At 66.9% G+C, this 17,629-nt stretch carries 14 protein-coding genes; 11 read left to right on the top strand and 3 right to left on the bottom strand.

The annotated features are described in order from the left end of the window. Positions 1 to 354 precede the first annotated feature (354 nt). Both ACY466_RS17590 and ACY466_RS17585 read left to right on the top strand, forming a co-directional pair. Positions 355 to 1,626 (top strand): aminotransferase class I/II-fold pyridoxal phosphate-dependent enzyme, encoded by a 1,272-nt coding sequence (locus ACY466_RS17590; RefSeq protein ID WP_463247072.1) that lies wholly within the window; start codon positions 355 to 357, stop codon positions 1,624 to 1,626. A 2-nt stretch (positions 1,627 to 1,628) separates the two neighbouring features. Next, the gene (locus tag ACY466_RS17585; RefSeq protein WP_463247069.1) at positions 1,629 to 2,150 is read left to right on the top strand and encodes a DUF2505 domain-containing protein; all 522 of its coding nucleotides are present in this window, start codon (positions 1,629 to 1,631) and stop codon (positions 2,148 to 2,150) included. On the opposite strand, the gene ACY466_RS17580 is transcribed toward ACY466_RS17585, so the two are convergent. From ACY466_RS17580 to ACY466_RS17570, 3 genes are read right to left on the bottom strand one after another with little or no spacing between them, the layout of a single operon-like run. Next, positions 2,122 to 3,777 (bottom strand): NAD-dependent epimerase/dehydratase family protein, encoded by a 1,656-nt coding sequence (locus ACY466_RS17580; protein ID WP_463247067.1) that lies wholly within the window; start codon positions 3,775 to 3,777, stop codon positions 2,122 to 2,124. The genes ACY466_RS17585 and ACY466_RS17580 overlap by 29 nt on opposite strands. Further along, positions 3,774 to 5,372, bottom strand: coding sequence for an MFS transporter (locus tag ACY466_RS17575; protein WP_463247064.1), 1,599 nt, complete (start codon positions 5,370 to 5,372; stop codon positions 3,774 to 3,776). The genes ACY466_RS17580 and ACY466_RS17575 overlap by 4 nt, the downstream gene beginning before the upstream one ends. After that, on the bottom strand, positions 5,369 to 7,054 hold the full coding sequence (locus ACY466_RS17570) for an MFS transporter (RefSeq protein ID WP_463247062.1): 1,686 nt from the start codon (positions 7,052 to 7,054) through the stop codon (positions 5,369 to 5,371). Before ACY466_RS17570 ends, ACY466_RS17575 begins: the two co-directional genes overlap by 4 nt. 439 nt (positions 7,055 to 7,493) lie before the next feature. Between ACY466_RS17570 and ACY466_RS17565 the strand changes: the two genes are divergently transcribed. From ACY466_RS17565 to ACY466_RS17525, 9 genes are read left to right on the top strand one after another with little or no spacing between them, the layout of a single operon-like run. After that, complete coding sequence (locus ACY466_RS17565; protein WP_463252339.1) at positions 7,494 to 8,696, top strand: ABC transporter ATP-binding protein; 1,203 nt, start codon at positions 7,494 to 7,496, stop codon at positions 8,694 to 8,696. An 8-nt stretch (positions 8,697 to 8,704) separates the two neighbouring features. Next, complete coding sequence (locus ACY466_RS17560) at positions 8,705 to 9,499, top strand: MlaE family ABC transporter permease (RefSeq protein WP_463247060.1); 795 nt, start codon at positions 8,705 to 8,707, stop codon at positions 9,497 to 9,499. Between the two features lie 3 nt (positions 9,500 to 9,502). Next, a complete protein-coding gene (locus tag ACY466_RS17555) occupies positions 9,503 to 10,363 on the top strand; it encodes an MlaE family ABC transporter permease (RefSeq protein ID WP_463247058.1) in 861 nt (286 codons plus the stop codon). Then, positions 10,360 to 11,688, top strand: coding sequence for an MCE family protein (locus ACY466_RS17550; RefSeq protein ID WP_463247056.1), 1,329 nt, complete (start codon positions 10,360 to 10,362; stop codon positions 11,686 to 11,688). The genes ACY466_RS17555 and ACY466_RS17550 overlap by 4 nt, the downstream gene beginning before the upstream one ends. Continuing rightward, positions 11,685 to 12,749, top strand: coding sequence for an MCE family protein (locus tag ACY466_RS17545; RefSeq protein ID WP_463247054.1), 1,065 nt, complete (start codon positions 11,685 to 11,687; stop codon positions 12,747 to 12,749). The genes ACY466_RS17550 and ACY466_RS17545 overlap by 4 nt, the downstream gene beginning before the upstream one ends. After that, the gene (locus ACY466_RS17540; RefSeq protein ID WP_463247052.1) at positions 12,746 to 13,768 is read left to right on the top strand and encodes an MCE family protein; all 1,023 of its coding nucleotides are present in this window, start codon (positions 12,746 to 12,748) and stop codon (positions 13,766 to 13,768) included. Before ACY466_RS17545 ends, ACY466_RS17540 begins: the two co-directional genes overlap by 4 nt. A gap of 38 nt (positions 13,769 to 13,806) precedes the next feature. Then, on the top strand, positions 13,807 to 15,054 hold the full coding sequence (locus ACY466_RS17535) for an MCE family protein (protein WP_463247049.1): 1,248 nt from the start codon (positions 13,807 to 13,809) through the stop codon (positions 15,052 to 15,054). A 5-nt stretch (positions 15,055 to 15,059) separates the two neighbouring features. After that, a complete protein-coding gene (locus ACY466_RS17530; RefSeq protein ID WP_463252338.1) occupies positions 15,060 to 16,334 on the top strand; it encodes an MCE family protein in 1,275 nt (424 codons plus the stop codon). Continuing rightward, the gene (locus tag ACY466_RS17525; protein ID WP_463247046.1) at positions 16,331 to 17,578 is read left to right on the top strand and encodes an MCE family protein; all 1,248 of its coding nucleotides are present in this window, start codon (positions 16,331 to 16,333) and stop codon (positions 17,576 to 17,578) included. Before ACY466_RS17530 ends, ACY466_RS17525 begins: the two co-directional genes overlap by 4 nt. The last annotated feature ends 51 nt before the right edge of the window (positions 17,579 to 17,629 follow it).

Genomic DNA, 17,629 nt, shown 5'->3' with positions numbered 1-17,629 from the left:
CTCGATTCTCGATAGAAGAAGTAACGTTCCGATTATTCGACGCGGTGATGGTCGTCGGTGGCCGGTGCGACGCTTCTCGGGTATTCCTACAAGTGCAGCGGCCGGGGTTGGATACTTTTCACAGCCATGGTGACGCGTCACGGACACCCGTCGTCCGTAGCATTTCCTCTGTACGGCCATCGCCGACGCCATGCGTCGTGATAGCGAGGGCCGCACCGATATTCGGCGCGCACGGACTTCGTCGCCCGCCGATCGGCACGTGCGACGACACCGCGTTCATCGAATTCTCGGGGCGACGATGCCCACCACCGATGCCGGAGCGCCGTCGATCCACCTCGACTTTCGGAGCAGAAGATGAGTTCGCAGAGAATGCTCGACCGTATCCGCCACGACAAGCGAATCTGGGCGCATCGAGTTCTGACGAAGCACGATCAGAATCCGTTCTTCCGCGTCATGCAGTCGGTGAACGCGCCGACGGTCGAGGTCGAGGACCGTCGCGTGATCATGCTCGGATCGAACAACTATCTGGGGCTGGCCGATCATCCGCAGGTCCGGGCGGGCGCTCGGGCCGCGCTGGAGCGATACGGGTCCACCGTGACGGGCAGCCGGCTGCTCAACGGCACCATCACGCTGCACACCGAGCTGGAGGAGGAGCTGGCCGACTGGCACGGCACCGATTCGGCGCTGGTGTTCACCACCGGCTACCAGGCCAACCTCGGCGCGATCAGCGCTCTGGTGGGCGTCGGTGACACCATCGTCGTCGATTCGGCCGCTCACGCCTCCATCTACGACGCCTGCCGGCTCTCCCGTGCGACGGTTCGAGCCTTCCGCCACAACCGAGTCGACCTGCTCGAGGACAAGCTGTCCCGGTCCACCGGCGTGGTCTTGGTGGTCGTGGACGGGCTGTACTCGATGCACGGCGACATCGCTCCGCTCGCCGAGATCGCCGCGGTGTGCGAGAAGTACGACGCGGCTCTCATGGTCGACGAGGCACACAGTGTCGCGGTCATGGGTCCGCGGCGCACAGGGGTCGCGGAACTGTTCGGCGTCGAGGACGACATCGATGTCCGAATGGGTTGTCTGTCCAAGGGATTGGGATCGTCCGGTGGTTTCGTCGCCGGCTCGTCCGACATCGTCGACGCGATGCGCTGCCACGCACGGACGTTCCTCTTCACCACCGCCGGGGTCCCGGCCGCACTGGGCGCCGCACTCGCCTCGATGCGGCTCATGCGCTCGGACGACGGCCGCGAGCGTGCCGAGCGCACGTTGTTCAACGCGCGCTACCTCCATCAGGGGCTTGTCGACGCGGGCGTGGACGTCGAGCCCGCCAGCCCGCTTCCGGACGGGACGGACCTGGTCTCGCCGATCGTGCCGGTGAACGTCCGCGACGACCTCAAGACGGTCAACGTGTGGCGACAACTGTTCGACGCCGGCATCTTCGCGTCGGTGGCCACGTTCCCGGCCGTCCCGCAGGGTGGATCCCTTCTGCGGCTGTGCGTTCAGGCGGATCACACCACCGAGCACCTGGACACGGCGATCGAGCAGTTCGCGCGGTTCCTGGGCCGGGACGCCGTCACGATCGACGCGGGAGCGGTGCCCGAACCGGTGGCCGCCGCGGTGCGCTGACCGTGACCTCACGCGTATCGGTTTCCGTCGAGTACACCTGCTCGTCCGCGGACCTGCTGGCGGCGCTCACCTCCGACCGATACTGGTCCGACCGCGTCACCGAGATCGGTGTGGGTGGCCGGGTGGTGGAGTACTCGACGGTGTCGGGCGCCACCACGTCGGTGGTGGAGCAGGGTATCGACACCGCAGCATTGCCGAAGGCGTTGCAGCGCTTCGCCGGAGCCCACCTCACGGCTCTCTGCACCGAGACCTGGGCCTCGCCCGGCGCGGACGGTATCGCTCGCGGCGAGTACACCCTGGCGGTCACCAAGATGCCGATCACGGTCCACGGTGACCTCGAACTCGTCGCGACCGGGGAGGCGACGTGCTCGCTCCGGTTCGACGGCACCGTCGACGCGGCGATTCCGGTGATGGGTCAGCTGGTGGAGAAGGTGATGGTGGCCGAGATCGACCGGGGGTTCGAGGCCGAACGGGAGTACACGCTGTCGTGGCTCGCTACCCGGTCCGCGCCGACGTCGGAATGATGGTCCGCAGTCGCTGCTGACCCGCACCCGACGCGATGCTCGCGCGCCGCGGGATCCTGATCCGCCGGAAGGACGGCGTCGGCTCGGTGTCCGTTCGGGCGTCGGACGGTCGGCGCGAGGGTAGGCGGAAACCGTTGCGCACGTCCAGAAGACCGTCCGAGCCCGGCACCGGACCGAGCGTGTCCACCCCGGTGAGAAGGCGCGTGACGGCGCGGCGACCGGGGGCGCGGCGCAGCGTCGCGACCACCGGGGTCGGTCCACCGGGAACACTCACCGCACGCACCCCGGCGGCGACGGCCGTCGACCTCGCGCCGAATCCGGCGTGTCCTCGGCGGCCGGTGCTCGGACCGTGGCCGGGCAGGTCGACCAGAGCGACCACGTGTCCGTCGTCCGCGATGCTGCGGGCCAGGGCGCTCGCGTACCGCGCATGCAGTCCGGGCGGCATGACCAGCACGACGGGCGCGGCGCGATCGGCGGATCCGTCCCGTTCGGGGGTGTGAATCTCGACGTGCACCGACCCTCTGCGGGTGGGAACCTGCCGGTGTTCGCACAGCCGAACGGCCCGATCCAGTTCCGCCACCAACGGTTTCATGTCCGGATCGACCTCGGCCCAGGTACGCACGCGATCGGTGGCGCCCGCGAGAGCGGCCTCGCACACCGGTCGCCGCACCGGTGCATACCCGCGGGAGACGATGGGGCGCCCGCTCTGCAACACCATCACCGATGCGGCCTCGGCGGAGGTCATGGTCGGTGCCCACCCCGTCGCGGTCTCGAACGCGGTCGAATCCACGGCGGCTTCGCCGGAGGAGATCCAGTGGCTCGAGAACGGGAGCACGCGGAGCGCGTACAGGGCGTCGACCGCGGTCCGCAACAGGCGTCGGGGCACCGACAGGACGAGCTGGCCCTGCATGGCTCCGAGTTCGCGGACGCCGAGCCAGTCGCGTGGACCCAGGTTGTACGGTCCGGTCAGCGGGTTCTTCACGGCCCGATGGAACGCGTCCGCCAGATCGTCCTGATGGATGAACTGATACCGGGATTCGGCCGGATCGGGGAACGCGACGACGGAGCCGGTGAGCGTGTCGATGCCGTCGTTGGAGAACTGCGTCCCCACCACGTAGGTGGGGCGCAGCATCGCGATCGCCATCTCGCCGGGGTGTCGCCGCAGCCACCACTCGACGTAGTGCTCGACCTCGGCCTTGTCGAAGAAGTAGTAGCGCAGGGGATCCGACACCGGGAACTCGGCCTCGGTGACCGGAAGCGGAAGGTCCTCGCGGCCGTAGGCGCTGACGGACGATGCGATCACCAGAGCGGACACGCCCGCGCGGTGCGCGCACTCCACCGTGTTCCGCGAGCCGTCGAGATTGACCTCGTGGACGGCCGCCTTGTCTCGCTGTTCTTCCACGACGAACGCGAGGTGGATCACCACGTCGCACCCGGCGAAGGCCTGCTCGAGATCGGGGGACCGGATGTCCATCGAGATCGAGCGAAGCTTGGGGTGCCGGATACGCGGGGTCCGTCGGCCGAGCCCCACGACCTGATCGATGTCCGGATCCCTCAGCAGCACAGGAAGAATGACCGCTCCGAAGTCGCTCGTGGCGCCCGTGACCGCCACGGTGAGGCCGCTCATGTGTCCTCGCTTCGCTCGGGGGTGTCGGCGATGATGCCGGTGGTGCGGTGGGTTCGGGGGAGCGCGACGGCGACGGCGACGGCGCACACGGCGACGGCGGCGGCCGCGATGTAGGAGGCGTTCTGCGCTCCGGCCAGCGACGCCTCCTTCATGGTCGTCACCAGATCGTCTCGGATCGGCGCGAACATCGGTGGGAGCGGGAAGTTCTGGAGTTCTCGGGCGCTGAGCACGCTGCCGTTCACGAACTCTCGATCCCGTTCGGAGAGAACGGGGTCCGGGATGCCGGCGACCAGAGGATGCACCGTCGCGTTGTACTGGGAGGCGGTGACCGAGCCGAGGACCGCGACGCCGAGGGTGCCGCCGAGCTCACGCGTGGTGTCGTTGACCGCGGATCCGGCCCCCGCCTCGTCGACCGGCACCGAGGACATGATGGATTCGGTCGCCGGGCCCTGAACCGCGGCGATGCCGAGAGCCAGGACGAGCATGGTGGGCAGCAACAGTGCGGGGTACGAACTGTCGACGGCGACCTGGCCGGCGAGCACCATGCCGACGGCGATGAGCAGCAGCCCCGCCACGAGCACGGGCATGGTCCCGACGCGTTGTGCGAAGGTCGTGGCGGCGGGTGCCGCGATCGCGAGGGCGACGGCGAACGGGATGGTGGCGATGCCGAAGCCCAGAGCGGAATAGTCCCGCACACCCTGGAAGTACTGGGTGATGAGGAAGACGTACCCGAACAGAGAGAAGTAGGCGACCGAGATCGCCAGCGCAGGCAGGGCGAACGGTCGGATCCGGAAGAGCCGGACGTCCAGGACGGGAAACTCCGTCCGGGTCTGGCGCACGACGAATCCGACGAGAAGGGCCAGGCCCGTGAGGATTCCGCCGACGGTGAGCGGTGCGGTCCAGCCGTGGATCGGCGCCTCGATGATCGAGTAGACGAGCACGGCGATGCCCGCGATGGACAGCACCACCCCCGCGATGTCGAGGGGACCGGTGGCGGCGGCACGGGACTCGGGCACCAGCAGCACCGCACCGATGATCGCGACCGCGGCCACCGGGACGTTGAGCCAGAACACCGAGTGCCAGCTGAAGTGCTCCACCAACCACCCGCCCGAGACGGGACCGATCGCGATCGCGACTCCGGCGATCGACGCCCAGACCCCGATCGCGAACGCGCGGCCCTTCGGGTCCCGGTACATGTCGATGATGATCGCGAGCGTCGCGGGCAGGGCGGCGGCCGCGAAGACCCCCATGAGCGCCCGCGAGAAGATCAGTTGCGGCAGGCTCTCGGCGACCGCGCCGATCACCGACGTCGCGGCCAGGCCGGCGGTGCCGATCAGCAGCATCCGTCGACGCCCGACGCGGTCGGTGATGTTGCCGAAGGCGAGCAACAGCCCGCAGAAGGTCAGAATGTAGGCGTCGACGATCCACTGCATGCCGGTGAAGTTCGACCGCAGCTCGAGTCCGATGTCCGGCAGGGCGACGTTCACGACGGTGTTGTCGAGCACCACGAGCAACTCGACGATGCAGACGACGACGAAGGCGGCCGTCCGGCGGCGGCCGGTGAGCGGTTCGCGAACCGAGACGCCGGTGCTCATCGCGTCGGCCGTCCGGTGGCGCCCCCGTCGGCCCCGTCCACCGCGGCCCCGTCAGCGTCGGGTCCGAGATCGTCGGGTCCGAGATCGTCGATGGCCAACATGCCCGTCGTCCGATACGTGCGCGGAAGCATGACGAAAACGGCGGCGGCACAGACGAACACGGCGCCCGCGGCGACGTACGCCGCGATCTCGGAACCCCGCAACGCGGCTTCCTTCATCTCCAGCACCAGCTGCGCACGTCGGGGTTCGAACATCTCGGGGAGCGGCCGCTTCTGGATCTCGATCACCGACAGCACGCTCGACTGCGCGTACATCTTCTCCGTCTCGCTCATGATCGCCGCGGGGATGTCTCGCACGATGGGTTCGATCGTGCTCACGTAGTAGGACGCGACGATCGAGCCGAGGACCGCGACACCGAGAGTGCCGCCGACCTCGCGGGTGGTGTCGTTCACCGCGGCGCCCGCACCGGCTTCGTCGAGCGGCAGCGAGCTCATGATCGACTCGGTCGCGGGGCCCTGGATGATGGCGATCCCCACCGCGAGCAGCAGCATGGCCGGCAGCATCAGCGTCAGATAGGAACTGTCGATCTCCACCTGCGCGGAGACCAGCAGTCCGGCACCGATCAGCAGCAGTCCGGTGACCACCACGGGCATCGTGCCGATCTTCTGGGCCAGCAGTGTCGCGGACGGAGAGCTGATCGCCAACGCTGCCGCGAAGGGAAGCGTCGCGATACCGAACTCGAGGGGCGTGTACTCCCGCACGCCCTGGAAGTACTGGGTGATGAGGAAGAGGAAACCGAAGAGGCTGAAGAAGCCGACGGAGATCGCCAGGGCCGGCCACGCGAACGGTTTGATCCGGAACAGATCCACGTCGAGCACCGGCGACGACGTCCGTCGTTCCCGCATCACGAAGCCGACCAGCAGCGCCACCGAGAGCAGGAAGCCACCCACCGTCGTGGGGGACAGCCACCCGAAATTGGGGGCCTCGATGACGATGAACACCAGCAGCGACACTCCGGCGATGGACAGCAGTACGCCGGGCACGTCCAGCGGTCCCACCGAGCTCGCCTTCGACTCCGGGACGAACGCGATCACCGCGATCACCGCGATGACCACGACCGGCACGTTCATCCAGAACACCGAGTGCCGCGAGAAGTGCTCGAGGAGCCAGCCGCCGGTCACCGGCCCGATCGCGACGGCGACGCCGGCGACGGACGACCACACACCGATGGCGAGTGCTCGCTCCTTCGGGGCGGGAAAGAGGTTGGTGATGATGGCCAGCGTCGCGGGTAGCACCATCGCCGCGAACACACCCATCACCGCGCGCGAGACCAGAACCTGGGACAGGGACTCGCCGACGGCGCCGATGACGGCGGCGACGCCGAGACCGGCGAGACCGACGACGAGGAAGAGCTTGCGGCCGTAGCGGTCCCCGAGATTGCCGAACGCGAGCAGCAGTCCGGCGAACGTGAGGGTGTAGGCGTCGACGACCCACTGCAGGCCGGAGATGCCCGTCTCGAGTTCGATGCCGATCGACGGGAGCGCGACGTTGATGATCGTCATGTCGAGCACGATCAGCAGTTCCGCGATGCAGATGACGCCGAACGCTGCGAGCTGGGTGCGCCGAGTGGGGACCGACGCGGTGGCGCGTTCCCGGGCGCGCTCGGCGAAGAAATTGCTCACGACGGTTCCCCGATCTCGTGCCCGACGGTGGTGCGGCGGCGACTGTTCGCCGACGGACGACGGTGGCGATCCATTCGTCGAAGACTAGTTTTGCGACCTGCCGAAATCGGCGGTGCGAGGTCACAGACTTCGACCGAGAACGCCGTGAGGGGTTCCGACACGGCTGGTCACAGCGGTGGACGCCCTGTGAGGTGACCTGGTGCCGCACCGAGGCCCGTGCGTGGATGACATGAAATTCGGATCCGGGGCCCCGTTCGTCGACGCCGCTCGCCGCGATAGGTAACACTGAGCCGACGAACTGTGGTCCGTCGGGGGACGAGTTACCGGGCAGTGAGGTCTGTGGTCGTCGCGCCCACTCCTCTGGGTTAGAGTGACGCGACGCACACACCTAAATGGTTTGACCGTGTTGGGTGCGACGAAGCAGTGGGAGGGTCATCTAGTGGGTGTCGAGGTCTCGGTCCAGAGTCTGACGAAGTCGTTCGGTGTGCAGAAGATCTGGCAGGACGTCACGCTGACGTTGCCGAAAGGTGAGGTCAGCGCGCTGCTGGGCCCGTCGGGAACCGGCAAGTCGGTGTTCCTCAAATCCCTGATCGGTCTGCTTCGGCCCGAAGAGGGATCGATCGTCGTCGACGGCACCGACATCATGGAGTGCTCCTCGAAGGAGCTCTACGAGATCCGCAAGCTCTTCGGCGTGCTGTTCCAGGACGGCGCTCTGTTCGGATCGATGGACCTCTACGACAACACGGCCTTCCCCCTTCGTGAGCACACGAAGAAGAAGGAAGACGAGATTCGCAAGATCGTCATGGAGAAGCTCGAACTCGTCGGCCTGACCGGTGCGGAGAACAAGCTTCCCGGCGAGATCTCCGGCGGTATGCGCAAGCGCGCCGGCCTCGCCCGCGCCCTGGTGTTGGACCCCGAGATCATCCTCGTCGACGAGCCGGACTCCGGACTCGACCCGGTCCGCACCACCTACATCAGCCAGTTGTTGCTGAACATCAACGCGCAGATCGACGCCACGATGCTGATCGTCACGCACAACATCAACCTCGCCCGGACGGTGCCGGACAACATCGGCATGCTCTTCCGCAAGAACCTGGTGATGTTCGGTCCTCGCGAAGTTCTGCTCACCTCGGACGAACCGGCCGTGAAGCAGTTCCTGAACGGAACGATGATCGGTCCGATCGGCATGAGCGAGGAGAAGGACGAGGCGCAGATGCGCCAGGAGCAGGCGCTCGTCGACGCCGGCCACAACCTCGGTGGTGTCGAGGACGTCGAGGGCATCATGCCGCAGATGGACCCCACTCCCGGGATGCCGCGTCGTCAAGCGGTCGACCGTCGTCGTGACCGGGTGCGGTCCATCATGCACACCCTCCCGGAGCACGCCCAGCAGGCCATTCAGCAGAGCCTCGACGAGGCGGACGCGGCCGACGGCAACCAGGGCCGGGGCAATCAGAGCTACGGCAATCAGCAGGGTTGGAACGACCAGGGCTACGACCAGCAGGGCTACGACCAGCAGGGCTACGACCAGCAGGGTTACGACCAGCAGGGTTACGACCAGCAGGGCTACGGCAACCAGAACTACGGCAACCAGAACTACGCAGAGCAGAATTACGACGCGCCGCCCGCCGGTTCGCGAGGCTGACGAAAACAATGGCGAAAACGAAGAACCCGATCCTCAAATCGGGTAACGCAGCCCTGACCCAAGCCGGAAACATCGTCGAGCTTCTCGTCGACGTCGCGCGGAACACGTTCCGTCGCCCGTTTCAGTTCCGGGAGTTCATCGAGCAGGCGTGGTTCATCGCTTCGGTGACCATTCTGCCGACGGCGCTGGTCGCCATTCCGTTCGGCGCGGTCGTGTCCTTGCAGACGGGCTCGCTGATCAAGCAGCTCGGTGCGGAGTCCTTCACCGGCGCGGCCAGCGTGCTCGCCGTCGTGCAGCAGGGCAGTCCCATCGTGGTGGCGTTGCTCATCGCCGGGGCCGCGGGATCCGCCGTGACCGCCGACCTGGGCTCGAGGACCATTCGCGAGGAGATCGACGCGATGCGGGTGCTGGGCATCGACCCGGTCCAGCGCCTGGTCGTTCCGCGCGTCCTGGCGATGATGTTGATCGCGCTGCTGCTCAACGGCCTGGTGTCGGTCATCGGTATCGCGGGTGGCTACTTCTTCAACGTCGTGTTGCAGGACGGAACACCGGGTGCGTACCTGGCGTCGTTCGGCACGCTCGCCCAGCTTCCCGATCTGTGGGTCGGCGAGCTCAAGGCCGTCGTCTTCGGTCTCATCGCCGGCATCATCGCCTCGTACAAGGGCCTCAACCCCAATCCGGGACCCAAGGGAGTGGGCGAGGCCGTGAATCAGACGGTCGTCATCACGTTCCTGATCCTGTTCTTCGCCAACCTGATCATGACCCTGGTGTACCTCCAGGTCGTTCCCGCGAAGGGAAGCTAGTCGATGACCATCGCTCGTGGGCGCGGAGACCGGACTCTGCTCCGGTTGCGCAGCGTCGCATCCGCACCCGTCAACGCTCTGGACCGTGCCGGTGAGCAGATGTCCTTCTACGGACGCGCCATCGGCTGGATTCCCAGGACCGCGGTGCACTACAAGAAGGAGACGCTGCGCCTTCTCGCCGAGGTGACGTTCGGCACCGGCGCCCTCGCCGTCATCGGCGGCACCATCGGCGTCATCCTGATGATGTCCGGGTTCACCGGCGTCGTCGTCGGACTGCAGGGCTTCGCCGCACTGGAGCAGCTCGGAAGCCAGGTGCTCACCGGCTTCATCTCCGCCTACGTCAACACCCGCGAGATCGCGCCGATCGTCGCGGCCCTCGCACTGTCGGCCACGGTGGGCTGCGGTTTCACCGCGCAACTCGGGGCCATGCGCATCTCGGAGGAGATCGACGCGCTCGAGGTCATGGCGGTGCCGTCGGTGCCCTTCCTGGTGTCGACCCGCATGATCGCCGGCTTCATCGCCGTCATCCCGCTCTACATCGTCGGCCTGCTGTCGGCCTACCTGGCGTCCCGTCTGATCAGCACCGTGTTCAACGGGCAGTCACCGGGGTCGTACGACCACTACTTCAACCTGTTCCTGCCCCCGCAGGACGTGTTGTATTCGTTCGCCAAGGTGCTCGTCTTCGCGTTCGTGCTGATCATGATCCACTGCTACTACGGCTACACCGCCTCCGGCGGTCCGGCGGGCGTCGGCGTCGCCGTCGGTCGCGCCGTGCGAGCAGCACTGGTCACGGTCGCCGTGCTCAACTTCTTCCTGAGCCTCGCGATCTGGGGCACCACGACCACAGTGAGGGTGGCCGGATGAACCACGCACCGTCGGCCACTCGACGGCGACTGCTCGGCCTCGGGTTCCTTCTCGTCGTCGTCCTGTTCGTCGCCTGGTCCATCGCCACGTTCAACAAGACGTTCAAGGACGTCGTCTTCGTCGATCTCGCCACCGACACCGTCGGCAACGCACTCCCGGCCAACGCCGACGTGAAATTGCGGGGAATGATCGTGGGCGAGGTTCGCTCCGCCTCGACCGAGGACGGTCGGGTGATCTCCGAGGTCGCCCTCGAGCCCGATCTGGTGTCTCAGATCCCGTCCAACGTCACCGCCCGGTTGCTCCCGAAGACCCTGTTCGGTGAGCGGTACGTCGCTCTGCAGATTCCCGAGGACTCGGCGACCGCCTCGCCGATCACAGCGGGAACCACCATCGAGCAGGACGTGAGCGGAAACGCGATCGAGGTCGGGCAGCTGCTCGACTCCGTGTTGCCCCTGCTCGACGCCATCCCGCCGCAGGACCTCGCCAACACGCTCGGTGCGCTGTCCCAGGCGCTCGAGGGCAACGGTGAGAAGTTGGGCCTGACGGTCGAGCGGTTGGAGACCATCTTCGTCGGCCTCAACTCCGAGCTGCCCAACATCCAGCAGGACCTGGTGGGTCTGGCGAACCTGTCGGAGACCTACTCCACCGCGGCACCGGATCTCGTCGACGCGTTGGACAACCTGCGGGTCACCGGGAACACGGTCGTGGAGAAGGAGAACCAGATCAGCACGCTGCTGGTGTCCGCCACCGGATCCACCGGATCGCTCGCGGGGCTGCTCGAGACCAACGCCGAGTCGATCGTGTCGATCGCCGCCGATTCCCGCGAAGCGCTGGAGTTGCTCGCGGAGTACTCCCCGGCCTTCGGGTGCACGCTCGTCGAGTTCGTTCGTGTCGCCGACGAGGCGAAGCGAATCCTGTCGGTGGACGCCGATTACCCCGGTGTCCGCGGAACCATCAACTTCACCGCACCCAAGGGTGCGTACCTGCCAAATCAGGACGAGCCGCGCCTCTTCGACACCCGCGGACCGTCGTGCTTCGACAACGTGACCACCCCCGGTGAGTTCTTCCCGCAGTACCCGGGCAGCGGCGTCAACGACGGGTCCTACCAGGTGCCCTCGCGTAACCCCGGCCCGGCGATCAACCCGACGCTGCCGAATCCGCTGCAGTCCCCGGTTCCCGCGTCGTACGCGGGGTCCGATCTCGAGCGGGACACCCTCGCCGTGGTCTACGGCCAGGGCTCCGGTGTCCAGCCGGACGACGTTGCCCCCTGGACGACGCTGGTCGGCGCTCCGGCGCTGCGCGGCGCGGAAGTGAGCGTGAAATGAGAGGCCTCGCGGCACCGCTGATCAAACTGATCGTCTTCGCGGTGGTGACCATCGTGGCCACGGCCGCGTTGGCGTTGACCATCGCGAACGGCGTCGGGGGCGGCCAGGCCAAGTTCACCGCGATCTTCTCGGAGGTGTCGTCGCTGAACAACGGCGACGAGGTCCGCATCGCGGGTGTCCGGGTCGGTCAGGTCCAGAACATCGAGATCTACGACCGCGATCGCGCGCTCGTCGAGTTCGACCTGAACGAGCGGGACTCGCTGCCGGCCAGCACCACCGCCTCCATCCGGTACCGCAACCTCATCGGCCAGCGCTACATCGCCCTCGAGCAGGGCGCGGGCGACCAGGGCGAGCGCATCTCCGACGGGGCCACCATCCCGATCGAGCGCACCCGGCCCGCGGTCAACCTGACGACGCTGTTCAACGGCTTCCGGCCGCTCTTCCAGACGCTGAGCGCGGAGGACGTGAACAAGCTGTCCTACGAGATCATCCAGGTGTTCCAGGGCGAGTCCGGCACCATCGGCGACCTCGTGCAGAGCACCGCCAGCCTCACCAACACGGTGGCGGACAAGGATGCGGTCATCGGTGCGGTCATCGACAACCTCAACGGTGTACTCGAGACGGTCAACCGGAACGACGAGGAACTCGACCAGCTCATCGTCAACACGCAGGCCCTCGTGTCGGGTCTCGCGGCAGATCGGGACACCGTGGGATCCGCCGTGACCTCGCTGGCCGGTCTCACCGACGCGACGGCCGATCTGCTGGAGCCGACTCGCCCGCCCATCCAGTCCGCGATCTCCTCGGTCGACGAGCTGTCCGGAAAGATCAACGCTCGCAGCGACGAATTCAACGCGATCCTGGAGAACTTCCCGGTGAAGCTGACGAAGCTCGTTCGAGTGGCGAGCTTCGGATCCTGGTTCCAGTTCTATCTGTGCGGCATCGACATCGTCGCCGGACCCGGGTACGCCCCGCAGTTGAATCTGCCGACCGGGCTGCCCACCATCAACCAGCCGCTGTACACGAATTCAGCGAAACGCTGTGCAGCAGGGGGGATTCAGTGACCACCAAGCGGAAGCCGGCCACTCTCGGAGCGCTCGGCATCTTCCTCGTTCTGATGGCGACCCTGTCGGCGTTCTTCCTCGACTCGTTGCCCATCATCGGGGCGGGAGCGAAGTACACGGCGAACTTCTCCGAGGCGGCCGGGCTCACCACGAGCAACGAGGTGCGGATCGCCGGAGTGCGAGTCGGCAACGTCACCGACATCTCGCTCGACGGTGATCAGGTCGCCGTCGAGTTCACCGTGCGTGACGCCTGGGTCGGCGATCGGACGTCGGCGTCCATCCAGATCAAAACGCTTCTGGGACAGAAGTTCCTGTCGCTCGAACCGGCCGGCAGCGAGCGGTTGAATCCGCGCGACGAGATCCCCATCGAGCGCACGACGGCTCCGTACGACGTCATCGACGCGTTCTCGGACGTCGCTCGCACCACCGGTGACATCGACACCGACCAGCTCGCCGCCAGTTTCGAGACGCTGTCCGACGCGTTCTCGGAGACACCGGAGAACATTCGTGCCTCGCTCGACGGTGTGTCCCGGTTGTCCCAGACCATCGCCTCGCGCGACGACGAGCTCGGCCGCCTTCTCGCGGCCACCAACGTCACCTCGCAGGTCCTCGCCGATCGCAACCGCGAGTTCACTCGTCTGATCGGAGACGCGTCGGTCCTGTTGCAGGAGCTCAACAATCGGCAGCAGGCCATTTCCTCGCTGTTGGTCAACACGCAGCGGGTGTCCACCGAGCTGACCGGCCTGGTTCGCGACAACGAGGCGCAGATCGGTCCCGCTCTCCAGGAACTGAACGGCGTCATCTCGATCCTGCGGAACAACAACGAGAACCTCGCGCAGGCGATCGAGCTGTACTCGCCGTTCGTGCGGCTGTACACCAACATCGTCGGCAACGGTCGCTGGTTCGACCAGGTCATCGTGAACACGTTCCCGCCGGGTCTGCCCGACATTCCGGGATACCGGGAGCCGATTCGACAGCTCGGCGTGGATCCCGTTCGTAGTCCGGGACCCGGCCAGTGACCGCCGCAGACAGCACGACCGAGGGGACGAGGCAGTCCGTGTTCACGAAGCGCAACATCGCGATCATCGCGGCCGGCGTCGCCGCGGTCGTCGTGGTGGTGTTCGCCCTGTGGTGGACGTTCACCCGTTGGGGCACCACCACCATCACCACCTACTTCGATCGCTCGGTCGGTGTGTACGAGGGCACCGAGGTTCGGGTGCTCGGTGTGGAGGTGGGCACCGTGACAAAGGTCGAGGGACTCGGCGATCAGGTTCAGGTGGACCTGAGAGTCGATCGGGGAGTGCAGATCCCGGCCGATGCGCGTGCCGTGCAGATCGCGCCGTCGGTCGTGGCGGATCGGTACGTCCAACTCGCGCCGGCGTACTCGGGCGGCGCGGAGATGGAGTCCGGTGCCGTCATTCCGCTCGAGCGCACCGCCACCCCGGTCGAGGTCGACGAGCTCTACACGAGCATCGAGGAACTCTCGCGCGCACTCGGTCCCGAGGGCGCCAACGCGGACGGCGCGCTCACGGGTCTGGTCAACGTCGGTGCCGAGGCGTTGGACGGAAACGGTGAGGCGCTCAACGAGTCCATCACCAATCTTTCCGCCGCTGCCGACACGCTGAACTCCTACCGCGGCGACCTCTTCGGCACCGTGGAGAACCTGCAGACGTTCGTGACGGCGCTCGCCGAGAACGATCAGCAGGTCCGTGCGTTCAACAACCAGTTGTCCTCGCTGACCGGCTTCCTCGCCGGCGAGCGCGAGAACCTGGGACTGGCGTTGAATCAGCTGTCCTACACGCTCGGTGACGTCGCCACCTTCGTCCGCGACAATCGCGAGCAGCTGACCGTCGCGGTGGACAACCTCGCTCCCACGACGCAGCTTCTCGCCGACAACCGCGAGAACCTGGCGGACACCCTCACGCTGCTGCCGCTGGCGATCTCCAACGTCGCCAACTCCTACAACGCGGAGAACGGCACGCTGGACTCGCGGCTGAACCTGCAGGAGTTCCAGGACCCGAAGACCCTGCTGTGCAACCTGATCGATCTGCAGAAGTTGCGTCCCGGTGACCCGGACTTCGAGGCGCTGGGCCGCCAGATGCAGCCCATCGTCGACAGCTGCGGCACGATCGTCGACCAGGTGGTGGCGGGCGTGCAGACGCCGACCCTGGTGCTGCCGTTCGGTCTGCTCAGCGGCGAGAACATCCAGAGGAACGTCGAGCCGGGAACCGTCCCGGGCACCCCGTCCCCGCGGTTCGACGATCTTCAGCTCCCGGGCCTCTCCATTCCTCAGGAAGGGGAGTGACCACGATGGCGTCGTTCCGCAACCGTTCTCTGCTCGCCGCGTCGGGTGCCTGCGTCGTGGCTCTCACGGTCACCTCGTGCGGGTCGACCGGGATCTATGCCGTTCCGCTTCCCGGCGGAGCCGATCTCGGATCGGATCCGACGCGCCTGACCGTCCAGTTCGACGACGTGCTCGATCTGGTGCCGCAGTCCGCCGTGAAGGTGGACGGTGTGCCCGTGGGCCGCGTCACGGCGATCACCGTGCCGGAGGACTCGTGGACCGCCGAGGTGGAGATCGAGGTGAACGGGAGCGTCGACCTGCCCGTCAACGCGCTCGCATCGGTGGAGCAGACCAACCTCCTCGGTGAGAAGTTCGTCCAGCTGTCGGTGCCCGCGGAGGACGCGGCGCCGGAACGCCTCATCTCCGGAGACACGATCCCGCTCGAACGCACCCGGACCGCGACGGACATCGAGCAGGTCCTGGGCGCACTGTCCATGCTCCTCAACGGCGGTGGCGTGGCGCAGCTCGCGCCCATCGTGAAGGAGCTGAACACCGCGTTCGAGGGTCGCGAGGACCGGGTCAAGGGTCTCCTGCAGGAAGCGAACACCCTCATCGGCGGGCTCGACGATCAGCGGGCGGACATCACGCGCGCCATCGACGGACTCGACGTGCTCACCGGAACGTTGAACGAGCAGACCGAGAAGATCGACCGGGTACTCGTCGAGCTCCCCATCGCGACCGAGGTGCTCGAGCAGCAACGACCGCAGTTGACGGAATTGCTGGGCCAGCTCGACCGGCTCGGCCAGGTGGGTACCGACGTCATCGAGCGGTCGAAGGACGATCTCATCGCAGACCTTCGCGCACTGCGGCCCACGTTGCAGGAACTCGCGACGTACGGCGACGAGTTGGTGACGGACCTCGCGTTCGTACCCACGTTCCCGTTCCCGGACGGGGTCGAGAAGATCACCCAGGGCAACTCGGTGAACCTGTTCATCAGCCTCGATCTGCAGATCGGCAACCAGCTGTCCACGTTCGGTGTGGGCAAGGGCGACCCGGTCTACAGCCCGCCCCTGAACGGTCCGGCGGTGCCGGTCGATCCCGCGAACCCGTACTTCAACGGCAACGGTCCGCGACCGGGCTGGCCCACGGTGTCCCTGCTGCCGTTGCCGCCGATCATCCCGTCGCCGACGCCCCCGCCGGGCGTGGCTGCCCTCGCCCCCGCGGCGAACCCGCTCGACGGACTGCTCGAGCAGTTCGGCATCGCGCCTCCCGGCGTGCCCCAGATCGGAGAAGGACAGTGAGATCCAAACTGGTCAGCACTCAGCTGATCGTCTTCGTGGTGATCGCCGTGCTGGGCATCGTCTACGTGGGCGCCAAGTACGTTCGCCTCGATCAGTTGTTGGGGTTCGGGCAGTACACCGTGACCAGTGAATTCGAGGACTCGGGCGGCATCTTCACCAACGCTCAGGTCACCTACCGGGGGATTCCGGTGGGACGCGTCGGTGCGCTGAATCTCACCGAGGACGGGGTGGCGGTCGAACTGCTCCTCGAGAGCGGCGGCCCGGACATCCCGACCGACGCCGAGGCGGTCGTCGCGAACCGTTCGGCCATCGGTGAGCAGTACGTGGATATCCAGCCGCTGACGGATCAGGGGCCGTACCTCGAGGACGGAAGTGTGATCCGGCAGGAGAACACCTCCATTCCGACGCCCGTCGAGAACCTCCTCTCCAGCGTCGACACCCTTGCGCAGTCGGTTCCCAAGGAGGACCTGACGACGGTCGTGACCGAGCTCGGTGCCGGCTTCGACGGCACGGGCGACGCACTGGCCGGTCTCATCGATTCGCTGGACACGTTCTCCGTCGACGGTGTGGACAACCTGCCGCAGACCCTGACGCTCATCCGGGACAGCCGCATCGTGCTCGACACCCAGACCGAGCAGTCGTCGTCCATTCAGCAGTTCAGCTCGGACCTCGACCTGGTGACGGCCCAGCTGCGCGCCAGCGATCCCGACCTCCGTCGCATCATCGACAACGGACAGCCGTTCTCGGACGAGACGGGAGCCCTCGTCGACCAGGCCGGACCGGGACTGACGGCGAACCTGACGAGCCTCGCCGGGATCAGCGAATCGCTGAGCCCCCGGACGTTCGCTCTGCGTCCGCTTCTCCAGTTCCTCCCCGCGCTCGCCCAGGGCGCCAACGCGGTCAGCCCCGGTGACGGCACCATTCACCTGGGCATCCTGCTCGAGGTCAACAATCCGCCGCCGTGCACGGTGGGCTACGAGGGAACGCAGGCGATCATCGACGCCGAGCTCGCGAACAATCCCGATTTCGACCCGACGCAGCAGGACTTCCCGGTCAATCTCGACGCGAACTGCACCGCGCCCCAGGGGTCGCTCACCGGCGTGCGTTCGGCGAACAAGATCCGGTTCGCCGATCCCGCGATCCCGCAGCCGTGGGACGGCAAGCCGAAGGTCGCGCCGGAGCCGCTGAACCTCAATCCGATCGCCACCCAGCTCGCGACGCTCCTCGGGGTCACCCCGCGGTGACGCCCGGTTCGAGGCGGTGGCCGCTCGTCCCTACCCACCGGTAGGGTGACG

This window comes from Rhodococcus sp. K11/5 (assembly GCF_055193735.1).
Note: the sequence above shows the minus strand (reverse complement) of the source record. Positions and strands in the feature narration are given on the sequence as shown.

Coding starts and splice junctions, on each gene's coding strand:
- ACY466_RS17545 (WP_463247054.1), top strand. CDS start 11,685: ATGAGAGGCCTCGCGGCACCGCTGATCAAACTGATCGTCTTCGCGGTG.
- ACY466_RS17560 (WP_463247060.1), top strand. CDS start 8,705: ATGGCGAAAACGAAGAACCCGATCCTCAAATCGGGTAACGCAGCCCTG.
- ACY466_RS17590 (WP_463247072.1), top strand. CDS start 355: ATGAGTTCGCAGAGAATGCTCGACCGTATCCGCCACGACAAGCGAATC.
- ACY466_RS17550 (WP_463247056.1), top strand. CDS start 10,360: ATGAACCACGCACCGTCGGCCACTCGACGGCGACTGCTCGGCCTCGGG.
- ACY466_RS17575 (WP_463247064.1), bottom strand. CDS start 5,372: ATGAGCACCGGCGTCTCGGTTCGCGAACCGCTCACCGGCCGCCGCCGG.
- ACY466_RS17580 (WP_463247067.1), bottom strand. CDS start 3,777: ATGAGCGGCCTCACCGTGGCGGTCACGGGCGCCACGAGCGACTTCGGA.
- ACY466_RS17530 (WP_463252338.1), top strand. CDS start 15,060: ATGGCGTCGTTCCGCAACCGTTCTCTGCTCGCCGCGTCGGGTGCCTGC.
- ACY466_RS17555 (WP_463247058.1), top strand. CDS start 9,503: ATGACCATCGCTCGTGGGCGCGGAGACCGGACTCTGCTCCGGTTGCGC.